The organism is Ferruginibacter lapsinanis (assembly GCF_020783315.1).
GTDB classification, from domain to species: domain Bacteria; phylum Bacteroidota; class Bacteroidia; order Chitinophagales; family Chitinophagaceae; genus Ferruginibacter; species Ferruginibacter lapsinanis.
This window is the reverse complement of sequence record NZ_CP086063.1, coordinates 2226319-2244449: the sequence shown is the minus strand read 5'-3', so window position 1 is coordinate 2244449 and position 18131 is coordinate 2226319. Positions and strand designations below refer to the sequence as shown.

Below are 18131 nucleotides of genomic sequence, written 5' to 3'. Positions count from 1 at the left end.
GCAGGCAGATAAATCTTTATACAATCCTTAGAAAATCTACCCCGGTCCAATCTTCTGATTTCAATACAGTTGAATGGGCCGGGGTTTTTACAAAAAAATTGCTCATTCCGAAAAAAATTAAATAGAACCTACAGTTCTTAGCTCAACCATATTTTTCAATCCCATCAACACCTTTCGCCAATTCTCTTCTGAGTGTACTTTTGTTTTTTCATCAGGAACATTTTCCTGTGTTACAGTAAGTGTAAGATTATCTTCTTCACCGGATATTTCATAAGTGACAACCATATAATTTTCAGGCTTGTCCTCCAATCCCGACATAGGACTCCAGTAGCTATATTTTAGCAATGCTTTATCTTTTATTTCGATAATTATTCCTTTATCCTGGTAGGCTTTGCCGTTCCATTCTCCCTTGAAAACAATCGGGCTTCCGGGTTTCCAATCTGTAATGGTTTCTGTTCCGAAAAGATATTGTTTTATCAATGCCGGTTTTGTTAGTGCTGACCACACTATAGATGCCTGAGAAATGATATTAATTTTTACCTGAGCAGTTATAGTAGTTTTCATCTTTTGTATGTTGAACAAATAAAAGAGAAAAAACAATGCCAGAAATAATAAGCGGAATTTATCCAACTCAATTGACACAAGTAAATAAAATGAGGAAGAATTGCTACACTAAAGTAACAGAATACAATTCAGTAAAATATCAAGAAGATGTAAAGAGAGTATTTTTAATATCTTCTTCTGTCATTACGAAAATCACTGCCACCCCTTGGATTATCATTGCGACGATTATTTCCGTATCCATTACCTGGAGCTGGTCGGGGTTGCTCTTCAGAGAGTTTAACAGACAGTTGCTTGCCTCCTCTTAATTTGGCGTCATTTAAGGCTTGTATAGCATCTTTGGCTTCAGCATCATTGGGCATGTCTAAAAAACCAAAGCCTCTGCTTTTCTTTGTTTCTCTATCTAAAGCTACTTTTGCACTGGCTACATCACCATACAGTTCAAACATTTCCTTTAAATCAGTATCATCAAAATCGTACGGTAGGCCGGCTACAAAAAGCTTCATGGTATAAATATTATATAGTAAAAATAGGGTTAATCTATCAAATAGGAAAGAAGAATAAATTTTTTATTAAAAAGTAAGCTTTTTTGCAAAAAATTCATCTAACACAATGCACACTAAAAGAATATGGCATAATAGCCCATTTAAGTTGACGCTCTGTTAGTTACCGAAAACTTTTTTAAGTATTCCCGTTACCTGTGCTGCTGGGTCTTTACGGATCTTTTGTTCTTGCAACCCAATGTTTAAAAATAAACCACTCAATGCCCTTTCGGTAACATAAGCAGTAAGATCGGTATTTACTTTTTTTGCAGAAAATTTATTGTACGCAGAAAATACATCTGACCAATATTTAGTTGCATCGAATTTTGCCAGTGAGCTATCAATTACAGGGCGAAATTTACTGATCAATTCAGGCGTAGTTGTCTTTTTCAGATACGAAGTAGCTGCCGTATCACTTCCTCGCAATATTGTTACTCCATCAGCAATACTCATTTGCTTAATAGAATTCCAGAAAATATTCCCCACTCCTGATGCTGCATCTTCAGCTGCTCTGTTCATGGATAAAATAGCTTTATCTACCAAACTACCCATACCCAGATTACGCAAAGTCTTCTCAGCTTTCACAGCTTCTGCAGGCATTAATATCTTAACAGCAGCATCTGCAAAATAACCATTTGTCTTACCTAATTTCTTACTGCTACTATCTGTACCTACTCTCAATGCTTCTTTCAAACCGCTGACTATATCTTCATTGCTTAATCCATTCCCAAGCGTAGAAGAAATATTTTTATTCAATTCAACCTTGCCGGTAGAGTCTTTCTTAACGATCTTATTTACTAAATTACCGAACTGTGCATTCGATTGCAAGAAGAATAAACAGGTTGCAAAAAAACTGAAGAATATTTTTTTCATTTAATAATTATTATTTGCTGATAAAAGACAAAATTACCGATCAATAATTTAAGTACAGGTTAAATAAATGTTGTAAATATTTACCGGCTTACTCCGAATTCCTGTATCCACCACCAGGTACCTTTGTATTTTTCAACCCTGCATCCTGCATGTGTCCATTGAGGATCAAGTAAATTATACCGATGCCCATATCCTGGAATACCTGAATCAATCAATAGTTGTAATACAATATCTCTTGGAGTAGTATTTGCGTATCCATAACGACCGGCAATATTTTCGTTACCAAAATTCATTGAAGGAGAAAAAAGTTTTATCCTGTCCCAGGGTTTTGATCCGTCACTACCAGTATGCAGCAAAGTCCATTCATGGTTATTCTGATCAGCAGCATGCTTTTTTGCCGCATTATAAATTCCTTTATCCGGCTTTAAAATAGAAAGAGGTTTTAATTTCTTAAGATCATTGATCAGTGTCGTGATGGCTCTCAGTTCCTCTTCATTGGTATAATGCCAGGTTGTATCAATCGTTTTTGTTTCTTTACCATTGATTGTTGTACTACTATATGTTAAACTATAATTTGGCTCACCCTTGCCATTAATTTTCAAGTTCGTTTGCGCTTCTTTTAGTAAAGGAGTAAGATATTGAAGATAAGAAACAGGCTCATGCCTTACCCTATTGATCTCGTAAATCATTTCTCTCTCGGCCTCCGTCATATACATCGCATTCTTTGCTGTATTTAAAGAATCAATCATTTGTGATTTTGCTATAACTGAAAGAAATAGAAAAAGGACAACAATATATATTTTCATGTGAATAATATTTTTAGACAAAGGGCATGAAATACTTTTGAAAAGACCACTAAATCTTTCTTCCTTGAAGATAGAAGATGAAAAGTGAAAGAAATGCCAAAATGATGCAGGTATATATCAGTAAATGACGACTACATATTATGCAACAGTAATAGCGACATCAAATATTTCTCTATCTTACAATACAATTATAAAACTTATGGACTTAGTTACGGTAAAAACATTCGACAACTATTTTTTAGCAAATATCAGTTTAACTAAATTAGAGGATGCCGGTTTTGAATGTTATTTAAAAGATGAATTTACAGTAACAATAGACCCTATACTGACGAATGCGATCGGCGGAATTAAGCTGGTAGTTAAAGAAACGGACAAAGAAGAAGTACTGAAATTATTACAGCAGTTTGATCAAGAATACCTGCAATCGGTAAAATGTCCGCAATGTGGCAAAAGCGAATTTACACAAATAACCAAACCCGGCGTTACTAACTATCTTACCGCTATCCTAACATGGATGTTTTCCAGTTATGCAGTAGCTGCTACAAGTGTTTATCACTGCGGCAATTGTGGTTACGAAAGCGAACGATTGCCCGAAGCCCCAGGCACAGAATAGATAATTATCCGCAATGATATGGACCAATATCCGATTCGATAATTGAGGAAAAATTTCCTCTCCATGTACTACCAAATATTATTTTGTGTAAAATATTACACAAAACCCAGCCCATAAAACCTTATCACTCAATTGTATTCTTACATATTCTTATACCAGGTGGTGCAGTATAAAATTGGCACTATTTTTTCCCTTATATCAAAAACTTACATTTATGAAAAGAATCATCATTTTGGCTATTGTGTTAATAACATTTTCACAACAGCAGGTATCAGCTCAAAGCAGAGGCAGTAGTTACACAACCGCATTAGGCGTAAAATTTTATCCAGGAGCAATTACAGTAAAACATTTTGTAAAAACCAATAGAGCCATTGAAGGCATTGGGTATTTCTGGGAAAGAGGTTCACGTATTACAGGCTTATACGAAATACATGGTGATATTAAAAATGCCCGAGGCTTAAAATGGTATATAGGGCCCGGAGCACATTTAGGATTTTACAAGACTAAATATTATGGCGGTGGAACTACGGTTGGTGTAGATGGTGTACTTGGATTGGATTATAAATTCAATGATGCTCCTATCAACTTGTCTCTTGATTGGCAGCCTTCTTTTGAATTTGGCGATTATGCCGGGTTCAGTGGTAATTGGGGAGGATTGGCTATTCGTTACACCTTCTAAATTTTTATAACGATCAAGATCAGCGAAAGTTTAAAAAGTAAGTAACAAAGCAACTGTGCACCAGTATTACATTGTAATACCCTGTGCATCTGTATATACAAAAATCCGGAAAAAGCTTTTCAGCCAATTCCGGATTTTCTGTTTAAACATTATTTGGCACGCCAAATAGTTTGTTTAGTTATGTCTTTACACTAATGACAAGCGGGTAAATTCTGCGCCATTAAAAATTCGTGTAAGATTGATATCATTTGATTTCCTATATTCATCGATATTCAATTGAGCAACTATCCTCCAGAAATTTTTGGTTTTTAATTCTTCGTAATCTCCTGTTTGAATAAATAACCCAACGATTGCACTACGAGTTTTAAAATTAATTTGCACGGGAGCTTTATCTACTTTTTTTTGCAAAAGAAAATTTTCAATTTGATCGTTTACCATATGTTCTAGTTTAAATAAATGAAAAAAAAAGCTCCAAAAGGAGCTCTTTATAATTTAAAAGATTACCATCTTCTGTTACCACCACCAGAATTACCGTTAGAGTTTCTGTTGTAGCCGCCACCGTTGCTGGTTCTTTCTTTTTCTTTCGCTATAGATACAGACATTGCTCTGCCTTCTACTTCTTTGTTGTTAAGACCTAAGATAGCATCGTTACCTTCTTCAGTAGAAGGCATTTCAACAAATCCAAAACCACGAGATCTTCCGGTTTCTCTGTCTGTAATTACTTTTGCAGAAGTTACTTCACCAAAAGTTGAAAAAAACGAATTAAGTTCAACATCACTGGTGTTGAAGCTTAAATTTGAAACATAAATGTTCATAAAAAAAACTAATTAAAATAAATAAATAAAATACCTGTGATGGTAGAAAAAAGCAAGCTATTAAGGAGAGTAATATTGTAGGAAGAAAAATAAAAACTATCTATATCAGGACGCTAAAGAACTAAATCACTTTGTGAAGATAGGCTATTTATCTGAAAGAGGGATAATTAGTTTCATCTACATTTCGCTCAGATGCCATCATATAATTATAAACACTAAAGAAATGCTTGATTAGATGATGATTAGCTACACAGTAATCATCTGAGTTGAACCGAATTAATTATTTATAAAAGCGATTTTCATATCACACCCATTGCCCGGAGAAGAAACTATATTAACAGTTCCGTTATATAATCCGGCTCTGTGTTTAATGTTCTTTAACCCGATACCTTCTCTTTTGGCCGAAACATCGAACCCTTTCCCATTGTCACTGATTAAAACTATTAACCCTTCTTCTTTACTCTCTATTTCAATTTTTACCCGGGTAGCTTCTGCATGTTTTAAAATATTACTTAATTGCTCCTGTATGATCCTGTATATCACTAATTTTAAAGCAGGTTCGCTTTCATTCTCTTTGAATGTTACACTATTTAGGTTTATCTCTATATTTTTTACCGCTTTTATACTTTGTATCAATTCCTCCAAAGAAAGATTTAATCCTATAGCTTCATTTTGAGCAGGCCCGACTAACGCATGTGATAGTTTCCGTAATTCCGTCATAGCTGTACCCAGGTATTCTATGCTTTTAGTAACAAAAGGCTGATACGCTTCCTGTGTCAAACTATGATTAAGATACAATTTCGATGCGGCCAGCAACTGATTTACATTATCGTGCAGTTCTACTCCTATTTCAGTCCTTTCCTTTTCCTGAGCACTTATAACTGCTTTGGCTATTTTTTTCTGTTCGGCTAATTTTTGTTTCAGTAATTGTTGCTCTAATATTTTTTTCTCGGTAATGTCATCCACCATGGCTAAAGCTCCCTTATATTTCCCATTATCATCAAAAATAGGATTAGCCGAAATCCTCGTGCAGATAGGTCTTCCTGTTTTGGTGATATATGAAAATTCATAGTTATCGCCAATGCCTTCTTTTCTTCTTTTAATTGACTCTTTTGCAAGTTGTTTTCCTGCCTCATCCATAAAATAAAAGATATCCTTTCCCAACATTTCTGCTTCTGAATATTCAAAGATCTCGTTCATTTTTTTATTAACGAAGATCGTTTTACTATACTCATCGATCATCCATATCCCTTCATTGGCAGTTTCTACGATCTGGCGATAACGAAGTTCGCTCTGCATTAATGATCTTTCTGCCGTTTTCCTCTTTGTTACATCATGAACTAACAATAAGAGATGCGGTCGTCCTTTATTAATAAACTTAATAAACTTATACACTACCCACACATTCTTGTCAAAACTTGTGATCAAGTTGATCTCATCAGAATGAATTTCTCCATTTTCCAAAGTAGCTTCTGCTGCTTTTAATAACCCCGATTCTTTCCAGGATGAAATCTGTCTGAAATTTTGACTCAAAATCCTTCTGACGGATGTTCCCACAATATTCGCAAATGCGGCATTCGCTGATACACATTTACCTTTTACAGCATCGTAAGAAGCTATACCAATAGGAGATATGTCTATCAATTGTTGATTAAATGCCAATAACTCTGTTTGTGTTTCTTCAGCCTGCGCCAACGCCTTTTCTGTTGCCTTCATTTCAGTAACATCTTGAAACACTCCTCGTAAACCCGTTACATTCCCATCGCTGTCGAATTGAAATTTAGTACGTGAGTACAGGTATTTTATTGTTCCTTTTTTTTGCAGAATACGATAAAAAAAAGACATATCACTGGAAGTTCTTTTAGCCTCTTCATTTATTTTAATAACAGCATCCAGATCATCAGGATGAATAAATGTAAGCCACGAATCGGCAGGTTGTGCATTTTCTTCCGGTGGAATTCCATAAATAGCAAGCGCCTCCGCAGACCAGATCGCAATGCCGGATGCAATATCCAATTCCCAACTTCCTAAATGGGCAATAGCCTGCGCTTCATTTAAATGCAATTCACTTTTCTTTAACCTGCCCTCTGCAATAGTCCTGAGCCTATCCTTTTCAAAAACATCTAATGCAAACGAAATATCATTAGCCGCTTCTTCAAGCAGTGCAATTTCACGTGCAGTAAAAAAGTTTTTTTCTGATGCGTATAAATTAATAGTACCGATAACATCTCCACTTTTTTTTATCGGCAATACTATCATAGATCCAAAACTTTCTGCCGGCATATAAAATTTCTGGCTTATCGAACTCAACTCATGCTGCAAATCATTACAAACACAATATCTCTGCATTAGTAAAACCTGTTGCTGCGGACCATTATCATCATAAACAGCATTAGTAAGCTGGTCAATCTCCGCAACATTTAAACCATACCCTTCTATGTAATTGATCGTTTGATCTCCTTTGTTAAACATTCCAATCCAGGCTGCCTTGAACTCTCCAATTTCAGCCGCAATACGACAAACTTCTTTATAGATCATTTGTTCATTTTCAGATCGAACAATTGTCTGATTGATCTGACTTAGAAAGGCATATATACGATTGATATAAAGAATTCTACTTGCTGCTTTTTTGCGATGGGTAATATCGTGGGCATGACAAGCAGTGCCTATGATATTTTTTCCCTCCTGTATCGGATAAAAAGATATTTCAGACCAATGCTCAACAGGAGTAGTTGTATATTCTATTTCTGTAAATATTTCACCAGAAAAAGCCCTGTCAAAATATTTTTTGTACTTATTGACCATGCCCTCTCCGATTCCGTTTGCCGTTATATTGCCTTCAATATCCAAAGATTGCGGATACATTTTTATGATTGTTTCTATAAATGCCTGATTAAATGTGATGACCTGATAATTTCTATCAACACTCCACATCAAATCCTTAGTATTGTTTATTAGCGCATACAGATTGCTATCTTTATATTCTCTCTGCTTGTTCATTTGAACAGTGGAGTCTGCTGATTCAAACTTGTTGCAGTTTGTCATGAAATCTGTATTGCCGGAAACGGCCTCAAGATTTTCGCTATAATTTTTTTTATAGAAATTTTCACCGGCAGAATGCATAAGGTTGGTTTTATTGATATTTATAATAGCCAACACAAATGTATCTGAGGATACAACGATATTATATGACCAACATCACAACATCAGTTGACATTTATCACATCATGTTGTTTAAAAAGTCAACATGATGATTATCAATGCTGCAATATTCTTAGTTTTCTGTTGATTGAAATAAATAATGGGAAGGCTCATTCAATAATTACTTTACAAGTCCAACGTATTGTTGTGTGACCTTTTTGATAATATATCCGCTGATCCATCCTACATAGCCATATTTTGGATAAATGATCTTCTTTGCAGGATTGATAGTGGTTATTTCCTGCATTAAATGATTTAGCCATATGGCTCCAGCTACCATTGCTTTCTGATCAAATGTTTTCAACACACGACCAATATTTTTACCTGCAGCTTTTACATCTTCAGGAGAGGGTATGATTGTAAGGTCAGGATGTGTAAGCTTATCATAATTCTGAACTATTTCCTTTTTGAATGTAGCTATTTCACTTGGTGTGATCTCTACATAATTATCATTTATCTTTTCGGGATGTTGTAAAGAAACAATGGCCCAGACAATTCCTCCGGATAGATAAAGCATGTCTTTTAATTTGATCTCTCTTTTACTGACGAATTCCCGGATAGCATATTTAGACAAGCTGTCATTCCATAACTTTTCAGCCATTGTTGCAAAATCATTAACATCTCCTTTAGCTGTTGATTCAACCAAACGCTGAAAAGATTTTGTGCCTAAAGAAAAAGTGATCGGCTCAAATATTTTATTAGCTGTAAAATATCCTCCTTTGGTATTGCCGCTCCCTATATCTAACTGGCCTGCAGTAAACCGATGTCTTTGCGGTATGATTCCTAATACACTTAATTCTGCTTCCTGTTCAGGTGTGATTGACGTGATTTTTATAGCAACATCCATTCCTTTAGGACGTATGATTGATTCAAAATACTCCAACTTATTATATTTGTCCAGTTCTTGTCTTAATCCACTGCTAACAACAACATAAATTTTATTCGCTGGTATTTTAAATCTGCTGTTAATAATATCCAGCAATATAGCTACCGCATCTGATGTTTCTTTCTCACTTTGATAAGACAATGAAGCCGCATCTGTATTAATAGCAGTATCCAGTTTTAGAGTATACCCATACTCTCTATCCTTACTTAATTTTACATCTATCACACTTAATTTAATGCCTTTAGCTCCTATTTCTATTCCGGCATACAAATCTCCTATCCCCTGCACACTTTTTAATAGACTTTCTACAAGAGTAGCAATTACTGTTAACTTCTGGTTTTTGTATAATTTCACCGCAACCTGATAATGCCAGATCGCAGAATCCGGCTGCTCAAGTTTTGTAAATAAATTACCAAGCCCTTCGTTTGCAAATGCTTCGCAGTATGAATCTTTATTTTGAATTGCTTTGAACAAACCACTTCTATAATATTCTTCCGCAGCTTCAAATTGTTTCGCTTCAAGTAAAGTATTAGCGGTCTGCAACATTCGGAATGCAGCCTGACTTTTAATCACTTGTGCTGAAACAGTTGTAGCGATCAACACCAATACTACTATTAGCAAGTTTTTAGACCACATACAGATGAATATTTAGTAAATTATTTTAATTAGTGAAGTAAGTTAATAAAAAATAGCCTGCCTATATATTGAATTTATAAACCATTTTTCCTCTGTTATTCTTTATGTCTGTTACATTATCATGCATAGCACATTAAGCTCTTTAGTGTATTAGCAACAATGACCGTAATATCAATCTTATCCTGACTGATCAGTACAAGGCATAATTGCGCTATCTCCGATGTTATTATATAACAAAATTTCTGCACTTAATTCTTGGTAAGATATGTTTAATATGTATTTGAAGCATTTTTTAGCAATCGTAGTTTCACTATTGTAATGCAACTCCCAAAACAGGATAATCTCAAACATTTGCATATGAAACTTAATGTTTTACTCTTATTGCTGCCGCTATAAATATTGATTATCAGTAAATTAAAAATTTTAATCTACGCGTAGAAACCCTATCATTTTGTTATTTATATCATTACCTTATACATATCAAGTCATTTTATTATGTCTTTAATGAATGACAGATCAACTCAAAAAAAAAATTTAATATCATACCACTCCAAAAATTGATATTGTATTTTATCACATTAAAAACGATAAAAGGCAATATGGCAAAGGATTAGAACCCCATTTAAATGATATTTCGTCATAGTAATTTTTCTACACTTTTTTATTTAAACAATATCATAACTGATAAAAACTGAACGCTTTAAACAATATTTTTTGTTAATATGAGTTTATTAAGGTGTTAGTACGTCGAAAAAATACTACAGCCTAAACATCCAATCATGAAAGTCCTAAAGAAACCTCTATGTGTAATAATTTTTGCAATATCTCTCTTACAGGTATCTGCTCAAAATATTGCGATCAATCAAACCGGTTCTTCGCCAGACACTAGTGCAATGCTTGATATAAGCAGCACAACAAAAGGTTTATTGATACCCCGTTTAACTACCACCGAACAAACTGCTATTCCATCACCTGCAACAGGGTTATTGGTGTATAATACAACCGATAGCAAGTTTAAAGTAAATAACGGAACACCTTCCTCTCCTAACTGGCAACCGTTAGGGAACCTAACCAGTATATCAACCGGCTATGGTTTAAGTGGTGGACCTATTACAACAACTGGCACGCTTTTAATAGATTCTGCTACGCTATCTACCAAGTATATACGAAGAGTAGATAGTACTGCAGGAGGATATTATCCATATTCCTCTAACCCAAGAAATTTTTTAACCACCCTGAATGGGATTTCGAGTGCAACGCAAACTTATGCAGTTGGAACCAGCGGAACAGATTTTGCCATTTCTTCAAGTGGCAGTACACATACCTTTAATATTCCATCTGCTTCTGCTACTGCAAGAGGCTTGATTACTACCGGCACTCAAACGATCGGTGGTAAAAAATCATTTGCAGATACACTTACAGCCAGTAGTGCACTTGTATTAAGTTCTTTATCTACCGGTGCATCCACAGATAGTTTATTAACGATCGATGGAACAACAGGTGCGATCAGAAAAAGATCAATATCAGATTTTGTAAGCACCACTCCTGCTAACGTATTGACCTTTACACAAGATAACTTTGAAGATTTTGTATTTGATACATACGCAGGTTCTGGTACAAATGATAACCAGTTTGCATTTACTCAAGCTACAAGTGGTACAGGTGCTTCATCACAAGTTGATGGAACATCAGCTTTATACACTGCTGGTGGCGCTGGAAATGATTATGCTGGTATACACGTATTGACAACCGGAACATCTACAACCGGAGCTGCTGGCCTAGGGTCTTTTAATAACGTTGACAAAATGAAAGTTGGCGGTAAACAAGTTATTTATGAGATAAGAGTAAGAATTGAAAATCTTTCTGTAGCCGCCCAAGCATTTACGGTTTATTTTGGTTTATCAGATTTAGTTTTAGCCTCTGGTACTGTTACCGCCGGAGCTCCTAGCAATGGCATTTACTTTACCTATACTCACGGCACCAACTCAGGAGCGTGGGTTGCAACTACCAGATCTGCAGGTACTTCTACAACTTTTAATACAACCAATACAGTAAATGCCAATCAATGGTATAGATTGAAAGCCGTAGTAAATGCTACAGGTACACAAATAGATTATTACATTGATGCTACTTATTTAGGATCAGTTACTACCAATATCCCTACGGCTCCAATGAAACTATTCTTTAAAATAGAAAAGACTGCAGGTACAACCAGCAGAACATGCTCTATCGATTATATCGGATGGAGGATGGTAAGATAGTATAACAATTGAGAAAATAAAAAAGGCTACCCACAAGTGGTAGTCTTTTTTATTTTGCTACCACCCTTTATTCAACACACCTATATTTCAACCGTAACAAATTTGTACTTTCACATTCTCTTATTACAACAATGAAGCTATTTGCCAATGAACCGATATTGAATTTATTACCAAAAGATGGCACTGTTATTTATTATGGAAAAATAATGAATGAACAGCTGGCTCAATATTATCTCAACCAACTCTTGCACAATATCGAATGGAAAAATGATGAAGCGATCATTTTTGGCAAACACATTATTACCAAACGTAAAGCCGCCTGGTATGGCGATAGCAACTTCAATTATACTTATTCTAAAATCACCAAAAAGGCCCTGCCCTGGACCAACGAGTTACTGGAACTTAAAGTACTTGCAGAAAAAATCTCTGACGCAACTTTCAATTCCTGCTTATTGAATTTATACCATAATGGAAATGAAGGTATGGCCTGGCATAGTGATGACGAAAAAATGCTGGCTCCAAACGCAGCTATTGCATCTATGAGCTTTGGTGCGGAAAGAAAATTCTCCTTTAAACATAAGCAATCAAAAGAAACAGTATCTGTTATGCTGGAAACCGGCAGCCTTTTAGTAATGAAAGACGCTACTCAACAAAACTGGTTGCATCGTTTACCACCTACAACAAAAGTTGTATCACCAAGAGTGAACCTAACCTTCAGAACAATCATTCTTTGAAAAAATAAAACGGCCACCTTATTCAGGCAGCCGCTTATGATTGGTTTGGTTACTAATTTAAAAATCCTGCGTATTATTTGATCAATTTTTGTGTTAATACTTTATCAACTGTTCTAACTTCAAGAATATAAGTACCTGCAGAAAGCATACTTAAATTATTTACAGTGATAATGTTTACACCTGATTGAATAGTTGATTGCTGATTGCGTATCAATTGTCCAAGATGGTCAAACAATCTTACTTTAACAATATCACTTTTTTCTGTAGTTACAGATACATTTACTCTATCTATAAATGGATTAGGATAAACACCTGTTATACTGATTCCTTTTACAGTTACGTTCAACACAACAATATTACTGTAAGTAAAACGTCCGTCTATATCAACCAATTTCAAACGATAATAATTAGTACCTGCTGTTGGTTGTTTATGATTGTATCCGTAATCAATACGTGACGCACTATTACCTACAGCGTTGATATCTGTGATCTTATTAAAATTGTTACCATCAGTTGAATATTCCAGTTCAAAATGGCTGAAATTCAATTCTGACAGAGTAGCCCAATTCAATGATGACATACCGTTAGCATATGTACCTTTCAAACTTGCAAATGCAATTGGTAACGGACCGCCTGTTGTTGTAATGATACCTGCGTCAATATCTAATCGGATCTGCCCTGGAGACAAAGTGAATGCATCTGTCTTCCCTGTGGAAGGACTTGCATCACTGTTATTGTTTGCATTTGTACCCGGCGCATTTTTTATAGTAAACCCTTGTGTATTAATAGGCGTATTAGTAAATACAATGGTAAAGTTACTTGTTGAAGCTACCGGTATGTTATTGATAAAATACAACCCATTACCGTCAGTGATTGCTGATGCAACTTTGATATTATTGGCATTGTACAAAGTAACCACTACACCCGGCACACCTGGTTCGTTCGCATCTTGTCTGCCGTTCACATTCACATCATACCAAACATAATTACCTACCGCTGCAAAATTAGATACCAATCCTGCATCAACGTCTGTTTTAATTTGTCCGCCAACTAAAACAAAAGCATCTGTTAAACCCGTTGGATTAACATCACTGTTGTTAGCATCTGTACTACCCGAAGCATTTTTTGTAGTGAAGCTTGAGTTCACAGGAATATTACTAAATCCAATGATGTATGTTCCCGGAATGATATTACTGAAAGTATAAAAACCGTTAGCATCAGTTATTGTGTTTGCAACCGGCACACCCATATTATCATATAATGTTACAGTGATACCTGCAATTCCTTTTTCTGTTGCATTTTGGATACCATCGCCATTCACATCACTCCAAACATAATCACCTACTGATGCTCTGCTTAAAGACACAATTCCCATATCCCATACTAAGTCATTTGTAACTGCAGGCAATACAATTGTTGGAGTTACCCCTGCTGCATTAGCATCACTATTATTTTCTGTACTGCTACCCAATGCATTTTGAATGGTTGGAATATACCCTGTTGGTAAATTGGTAAATCCAATCACATAACTTCCTGCATTCAAGTCGGAGAACAAGTAATTACCATTTGTATTAGTCGCAGCTGTTTTAAGAATATTATTAGCTGCATCATACAATGTCACACTAACGCCTGCCACACCAGTTTCCCCTGCATCCTGTATACCATTTCCATTGCTATCAAACCAAACTCTATCGCCTAAAGAAGATTTTGGTGTAGTAGCAACAAGACCTGCATCCAGCGAAGTATTTACTTCTCCTGCTGCTAAAGTTATAGCAGTAGTTTTTCCTGTTGTTGTATTGGCATCACTGTCAGCTGTACCATCCGTACCTGCTTTTGCAGTTGTAAATTGATAACCCACTGGCAAACCACTGAATCCTACAACATAGTTACCTGCGTCTAAATTGGTAAAAATATAATTACCCAAACCATCAGTAGTTGTTGTTGCAATAACAGTTGTACCATTACCTGCATACAGTGTTACTGTTACACCGGCAATACCTGGTTCGTTTGTATCTTGTATGCCATTAGCATTTTTGTCATTCCAAACTTTATCACCAATGGTAGCCTTACCATCTCTAACGTTAGGATTAGATACAACACCTGCGTCAACTGTAAGATTTGTAGTACCATCAGCAGCAATCGTATAAATACCTGTACGTCCTGTGGTAGCGTCGGCATCATTATCTGTAGCATCATTTGCACCCTGATCTTTAACAGTTAATTGATATCCGGCAGGTAAGTTGTTGAAACCAACAACATAAGACCCTACAGGTAAATCAGTAAACAAATATTTACCATTAACATCTGTAGTAGTTGATTTAATAACAGCTCCGGTTGTAGCATTATAAAGTATAACTGTAACACCCGGCACGCCTACTTCTAAACCTCCATCCTGGATACCATTTTTATTCAGGTCATACCAAACAATATCCCCTAAGCGGCTATTGTTGGTAACTGACGCAGAGCGAATGCCTGCATCGATAGTCACTTTCGATTCACCGGCTACTAATGTAAATGTATTCGTGGTTCCTGTACCGTTAGTTCCTGTAATATCACTATCAATAGCAGTATTAGCCAACCCTCCAACATTTGCAGCTACAGTAGCATACCCTGCAGGAATATTAGAAAACTTAACATAGTAAGTGCCCGGAGTAAGATTATTAAAGATATAATATCCGAAAGCATCAGTTAACATGCTGCTCACTAAAACACCAGCTCCTGTATACAATTCAACTGTTACACCTGCTACACCCGGTTCGCCAACATCTTGCAGATCATTGCTATTAAGGTCCACCCAAACCCTATCCCCTACACTTGACAATGTTTTAGGAACCGCAACAAAACCTCCATCAAAAGTCAAGTTAACTGTACCGTTCGATACAATGAAAGAATTTGTTTTTAAAGTTGTTGGATCAAAATCAGAATCTTTGGTATCATCACCCGCTGCATCTTTTGGAGAGGCAACAAAACCTACCGGGGCAGACACTTTCAGCGTATAGATACCTACAGCCACATCTCTGAATTGATAGTACCCGTTATTATCTGTGATGGTTGATGCCACAGCAATACCAGCATTGTTATACAATGTAATTGTTACACCTGCAATGCCCGGCTCTCCTGCATCCTGGAACCCATCTCCATTCAAATCATTCCAGATGAAATCTCCGATCTTAGCAGGAACAGTATAATAAATTCCTGCGTCTATATCAGTCCTGTCTTTAATTGCAGGCGTTAAAGTAACATTGGCTGTTTTGCCTGTTACCAGATCAGCATCACTATCTGTTTCCGCATCACCACTCTGACCTTTTCCTGTAAATCTATATTGAGCAGGTAAACTAAAACGCACTTTATAATCTGTACCGGCAGCCGCCACTGATAAATTTGAAAATAAATAATTACCATATGCATCGGTAATAGTTGTTGACAGAATCACACCTGCACTGTTATACAAAGTAACAGTTACACCCGCAACGCCAATCTCACCAAAATCCTGTACCCCATTTTTATCTACATCATTCCATACTCTGTCTCCGATCGAACCAACCGGAATATAAAAACCTGCATCGATGGTTGTATTTGATTGACCAGCTGTTAACACTATACTACTTACTATACCACCAACAGGATCACTATCTTTAGTGTCATCAGCACCTTGATTAGCCGATATAGGCAAATAAAAAGAAGGAGCTGAAAATGAAACGCTGTAAGTTCCGGCTGGTAAGTTATTGAACATATAAGCACCACTTGCATTTGTAGTTGTAGTAGCAGTTGTATTATTTGGATACGTTAAGGTTACTGTTACTCCTTCAATACCCGGTTCACCAGCATCCTGAATACCATTGCCATTCAAATCATTCCAAACATAATCACCCAAGCTTGCAGGACTCATAAAGCCGGCATCAATAGTCAAATTATTTTGCCCATTACCCAATGCTACTACAACGCTACCATTTACCGGATCACTATCTTTTGCATCATTGGCACCTTGGTTTGAAGTGGTTGAAACAAAACCGGAAGGAGTAGTAAATGTCACTGTATAGTTACCTTGTAATAAACTTTTAAATTCATAGTACCCATTCGCATCTGTTGTTGTAATAGCAGTTGTATTGTTTGGATACGTTAGTGTAACCAACGCTCCGCTAATACCAGGTTCTCCGGAATCCTGAATACCATTGCCATTGAGATCATTCCAAACATAATCTCCTATAGAACCATCTGCACATGGAGACTGTGTAACGATCTCTGTATTGTTTCCTGTTTTACTCGGACTAGCATGAACAGATGCTACTATCGGATAGCCAAAACCAGCTGCACCGAATGCAGATTTTTTTACCGTTACCTCATACCAAACCTCATTGATCCAATTCGGGTAAGTTGGATTTACTTTATAGTTTGTATCTGTGGCTGGTGAATTGGTTGTTAGTACATATCCGAAATTATTAAAGTTAACATCCATAGAAGTTCTGAAACTTAATACATCAGATGCTAATCCTACAGATGGGCTGGCACCATCACCTCCAAAACCTAATGTACCATAACCTGAAGGAAAACTTGTACTAGCTGATATATAATCTTGTTGGAATTTTAATTTTTCAATACCATTAGCATCCCTGATCGACCAGGTTAAATTATCCGAACCAACAAGGTTACTGAAAGTATGGCCAGATGCCCAACCTATTGCACTTGTTCCATAAGTATTATCAACAAAAGTTTTCGCAAACGTTGTTCTGATAGTCACTGTCTCATCATTCACATTAGCAGTCCATGTACTTTTAGCCCATACAATTGAGCTGGTGCCCGAAAAACAACTTTTTCCTCCATCAGGTGCCAGTATTGGATTGTACAAACCAATATCATATGTATTATTACTGTTACCGTTTGTTGGTTCACCGGTTGCAGTAAGTGTAATGGAATTACCAATTGCTTCGCCATTATACATTTTTACAGCATTATTATCTTCATCAATATCATTATCGGGATCGCCACCGTTTAATACTGTAATAGCCAGAGGTGCAGGAATTACTGCACCTACAATATAATTGCCTGGTGTAAGATTTACAAATGAATAGAAACCATTTGCATCAGTCATTGTAGTTCCAACAAAAGCTCCATCAGGAACATTATCATTGGTAAGATCTTTATACAAATGAACAGTTGTGAAAGCAATTGGCTCATCAGTGGCTTCATATTTACCACTTCTGTTTTTATCTAAAAAGACCCTGTTACCTAATGATAACGATTGAGCCATTAATGAATCCATATTCACTAGCAGGATCAATAATAACAAGATGCCTAATTTGTGCTTCGCAATCGGCTTAATGAAGCCGAGTTTCTGTAGGGTAGAGGTATTTCCCATCGTTTGCTTTTTTAAGTATTATAGTTTGTTTCAGGTAATGAGTATAGCAATTTTGTAATGACACAAAACAGAATACACCAATCTCAATGAAGAGATAGCAGAAATTCGATGGATAAATGGAAGTTGAATGACAGATGTATGTCATTGAACTGTGAGTTGGTTAACTCG

General features: G+C 36.1%; 13 protein-coding genes. 4 read left to right on the top strand and 9 right to left on the bottom strand.

The features are described 5' to 3' along the window. Positions 1 to 117 precede the first annotated feature (117 nt). The 4 genes from LK994_RS09595 to LK994_RS09580 form a co-directional block, all read right to left on the bottom strand. Positions 118 to 564, bottom strand: a complete 447-nt coding sequence (locus LK994_RS09595) for an SRPBCC family protein (RefSeq protein WP_229759863.1) — start codon at positions 562 to 564, stop codon at positions 118 to 120. Positions 565 to 728: 164 nt separating this feature from the next. After that, positions 729 to 1067: an RNA recognition motif domain-containing protein gene (locus LK994_RS09590; protein ID WP_229759862.1), complete on the bottom strand. Its 339-nt coding sequence runs from the start codon at positions 1065 to 1067 to the stop codon at positions 729 to 731. A gap of 156 nt (positions 1068 to 1223) precedes the next feature. Next, a complete protein-coding gene (locus tag LK994_RS09585; RefSeq protein ID WP_229759861.1) occupies positions 1224 to 1976 on the bottom strand; it encodes a DUF4197 domain-containing protein in 753 nt (250 codons plus the stop codon). 80 nt (positions 1977 to 2056) lie between these two features. Then, a complete protein-coding gene (locus LK994_RS09580) occupies positions 2057 to 2782 on the bottom strand; it encodes a CAP domain-containing protein (protein WP_229759860.1) in 726 nt (241 codons plus the stop codon). Between the two features lie 199 nt (positions 2783 to 2981). On the opposite strand from LK994_RS09580, the gene LK994_RS09575 reads away from it, so the two are divergent. Both LK994_RS09575 and LK994_RS09570 read left to right on the top strand, forming a co-directional pair. Then, a complete protein-coding gene (locus tag LK994_RS09575) occupies positions 2982 to 3395 on the top strand; it encodes a DUF2007 domain-containing protein (RefSeq protein ID WP_229759859.1) in 414 nt (137 codons plus the stop codon). 214 nt (positions 3396 to 3609) lie between these two features. Further along, positions 3610 to 4074: a hypothetical protein gene (locus LK994_RS09570; RefSeq protein WP_229759858.1), complete on the top strand. Its 465-nt coding sequence runs from the start codon at positions 3610 to 3612 to the stop codon at positions 4072 to 4074. Between the two features lie 186 nt (positions 4075 to 4260). Here LK994_RS09570 and LK994_RS09565 read toward each other — a convergent pair whose 3' ends face one another. The 4 genes from LK994_RS09565 to LK994_RS09550 form a co-directional block, all read right to left on the bottom strand. Further along, on the bottom strand, positions 4261 to 4512 hold the full coding sequence (locus tag LK994_RS09565) for a short-chain dehydrogenase (RefSeq protein WP_229759857.1): 252 nt from the start codon (positions 4510 to 4512) through the stop codon (positions 4261 to 4263). Positions 4513 to 4574: 62 nt separating this feature from the next. Beyond that, positions 4575 to 4889 carry an RNA recognition motif domain-containing protein gene (locus LK994_RS09560; protein ID WP_229759856.1) on the bottom strand — a complete coding sequence of 105 codons (315 nt, stop codon included), beginning with the start codon at positions 4887 to 4889 and terminating at the stop codon, positions 4575 to 4577. A 276-nt stretch (positions 4890 to 5165) separates the two neighbouring features. Next, the gene (locus tag LK994_RS09555) at positions 5166 to 8012 is read right to left on the bottom strand and encodes a PAS domain S-box protein (RefSeq protein ID WP_229759855.1); all 2847 of its coding nucleotides are present in this window, start codon (positions 8010 to 8012) and stop codon (positions 5166 to 5168) included. A 199-nt stretch (positions 8013 to 8211) separates the two neighbouring features. Next, entirely contained in the window at positions 8212 to 9612 is a 1401-nt protein-coding gene (locus LK994_RS09550) for a tetratricopeptide repeat protein (RefSeq protein WP_229759854.1), read from the bottom strand. 779 nt (positions 9613 to 10391) lie between these two features. Between LK994_RS09550 and LK994_RS09545 the strand changes: the two genes are divergently transcribed. Next, the gene (locus LK994_RS09545; RefSeq protein WP_229759853.1) at positions 10392 to 11873 is read left to right on the top strand and encodes a hypothetical protein; all 1482 of its coding nucleotides are present in this window, start codon (positions 10392 to 10394) and stop codon (positions 11871 to 11873) included. 131 nt (positions 11874 to 12004) lie between these two features. Beyond that, positions 12005 to 12607, top strand: coding sequence for an alpha-ketoglutarate-dependent dioxygenase AlkB family protein (locus LK994_RS09540; RefSeq protein ID WP_229759852.1), 603 nt, complete (start codon positions 12005 to 12007; stop codon positions 12605 to 12607). A gap of 73 nt (positions 12608 to 12680) precedes the next feature. Here the strand turns inward: LK994_RS09540 and LK994_RS09535 are convergent, their stop codons facing one another. Further along, positions 12681 to 17963, bottom strand: a complete 5283-nt coding sequence (locus LK994_RS09535; RefSeq protein ID WP_229759851.1) for an SdrD B-like domain-containing protein — start codon at positions 17961 to 17963, stop codon at positions 12681 to 12683. Positions 17964 to 18131: the final 168 nt, after the last annotated feature.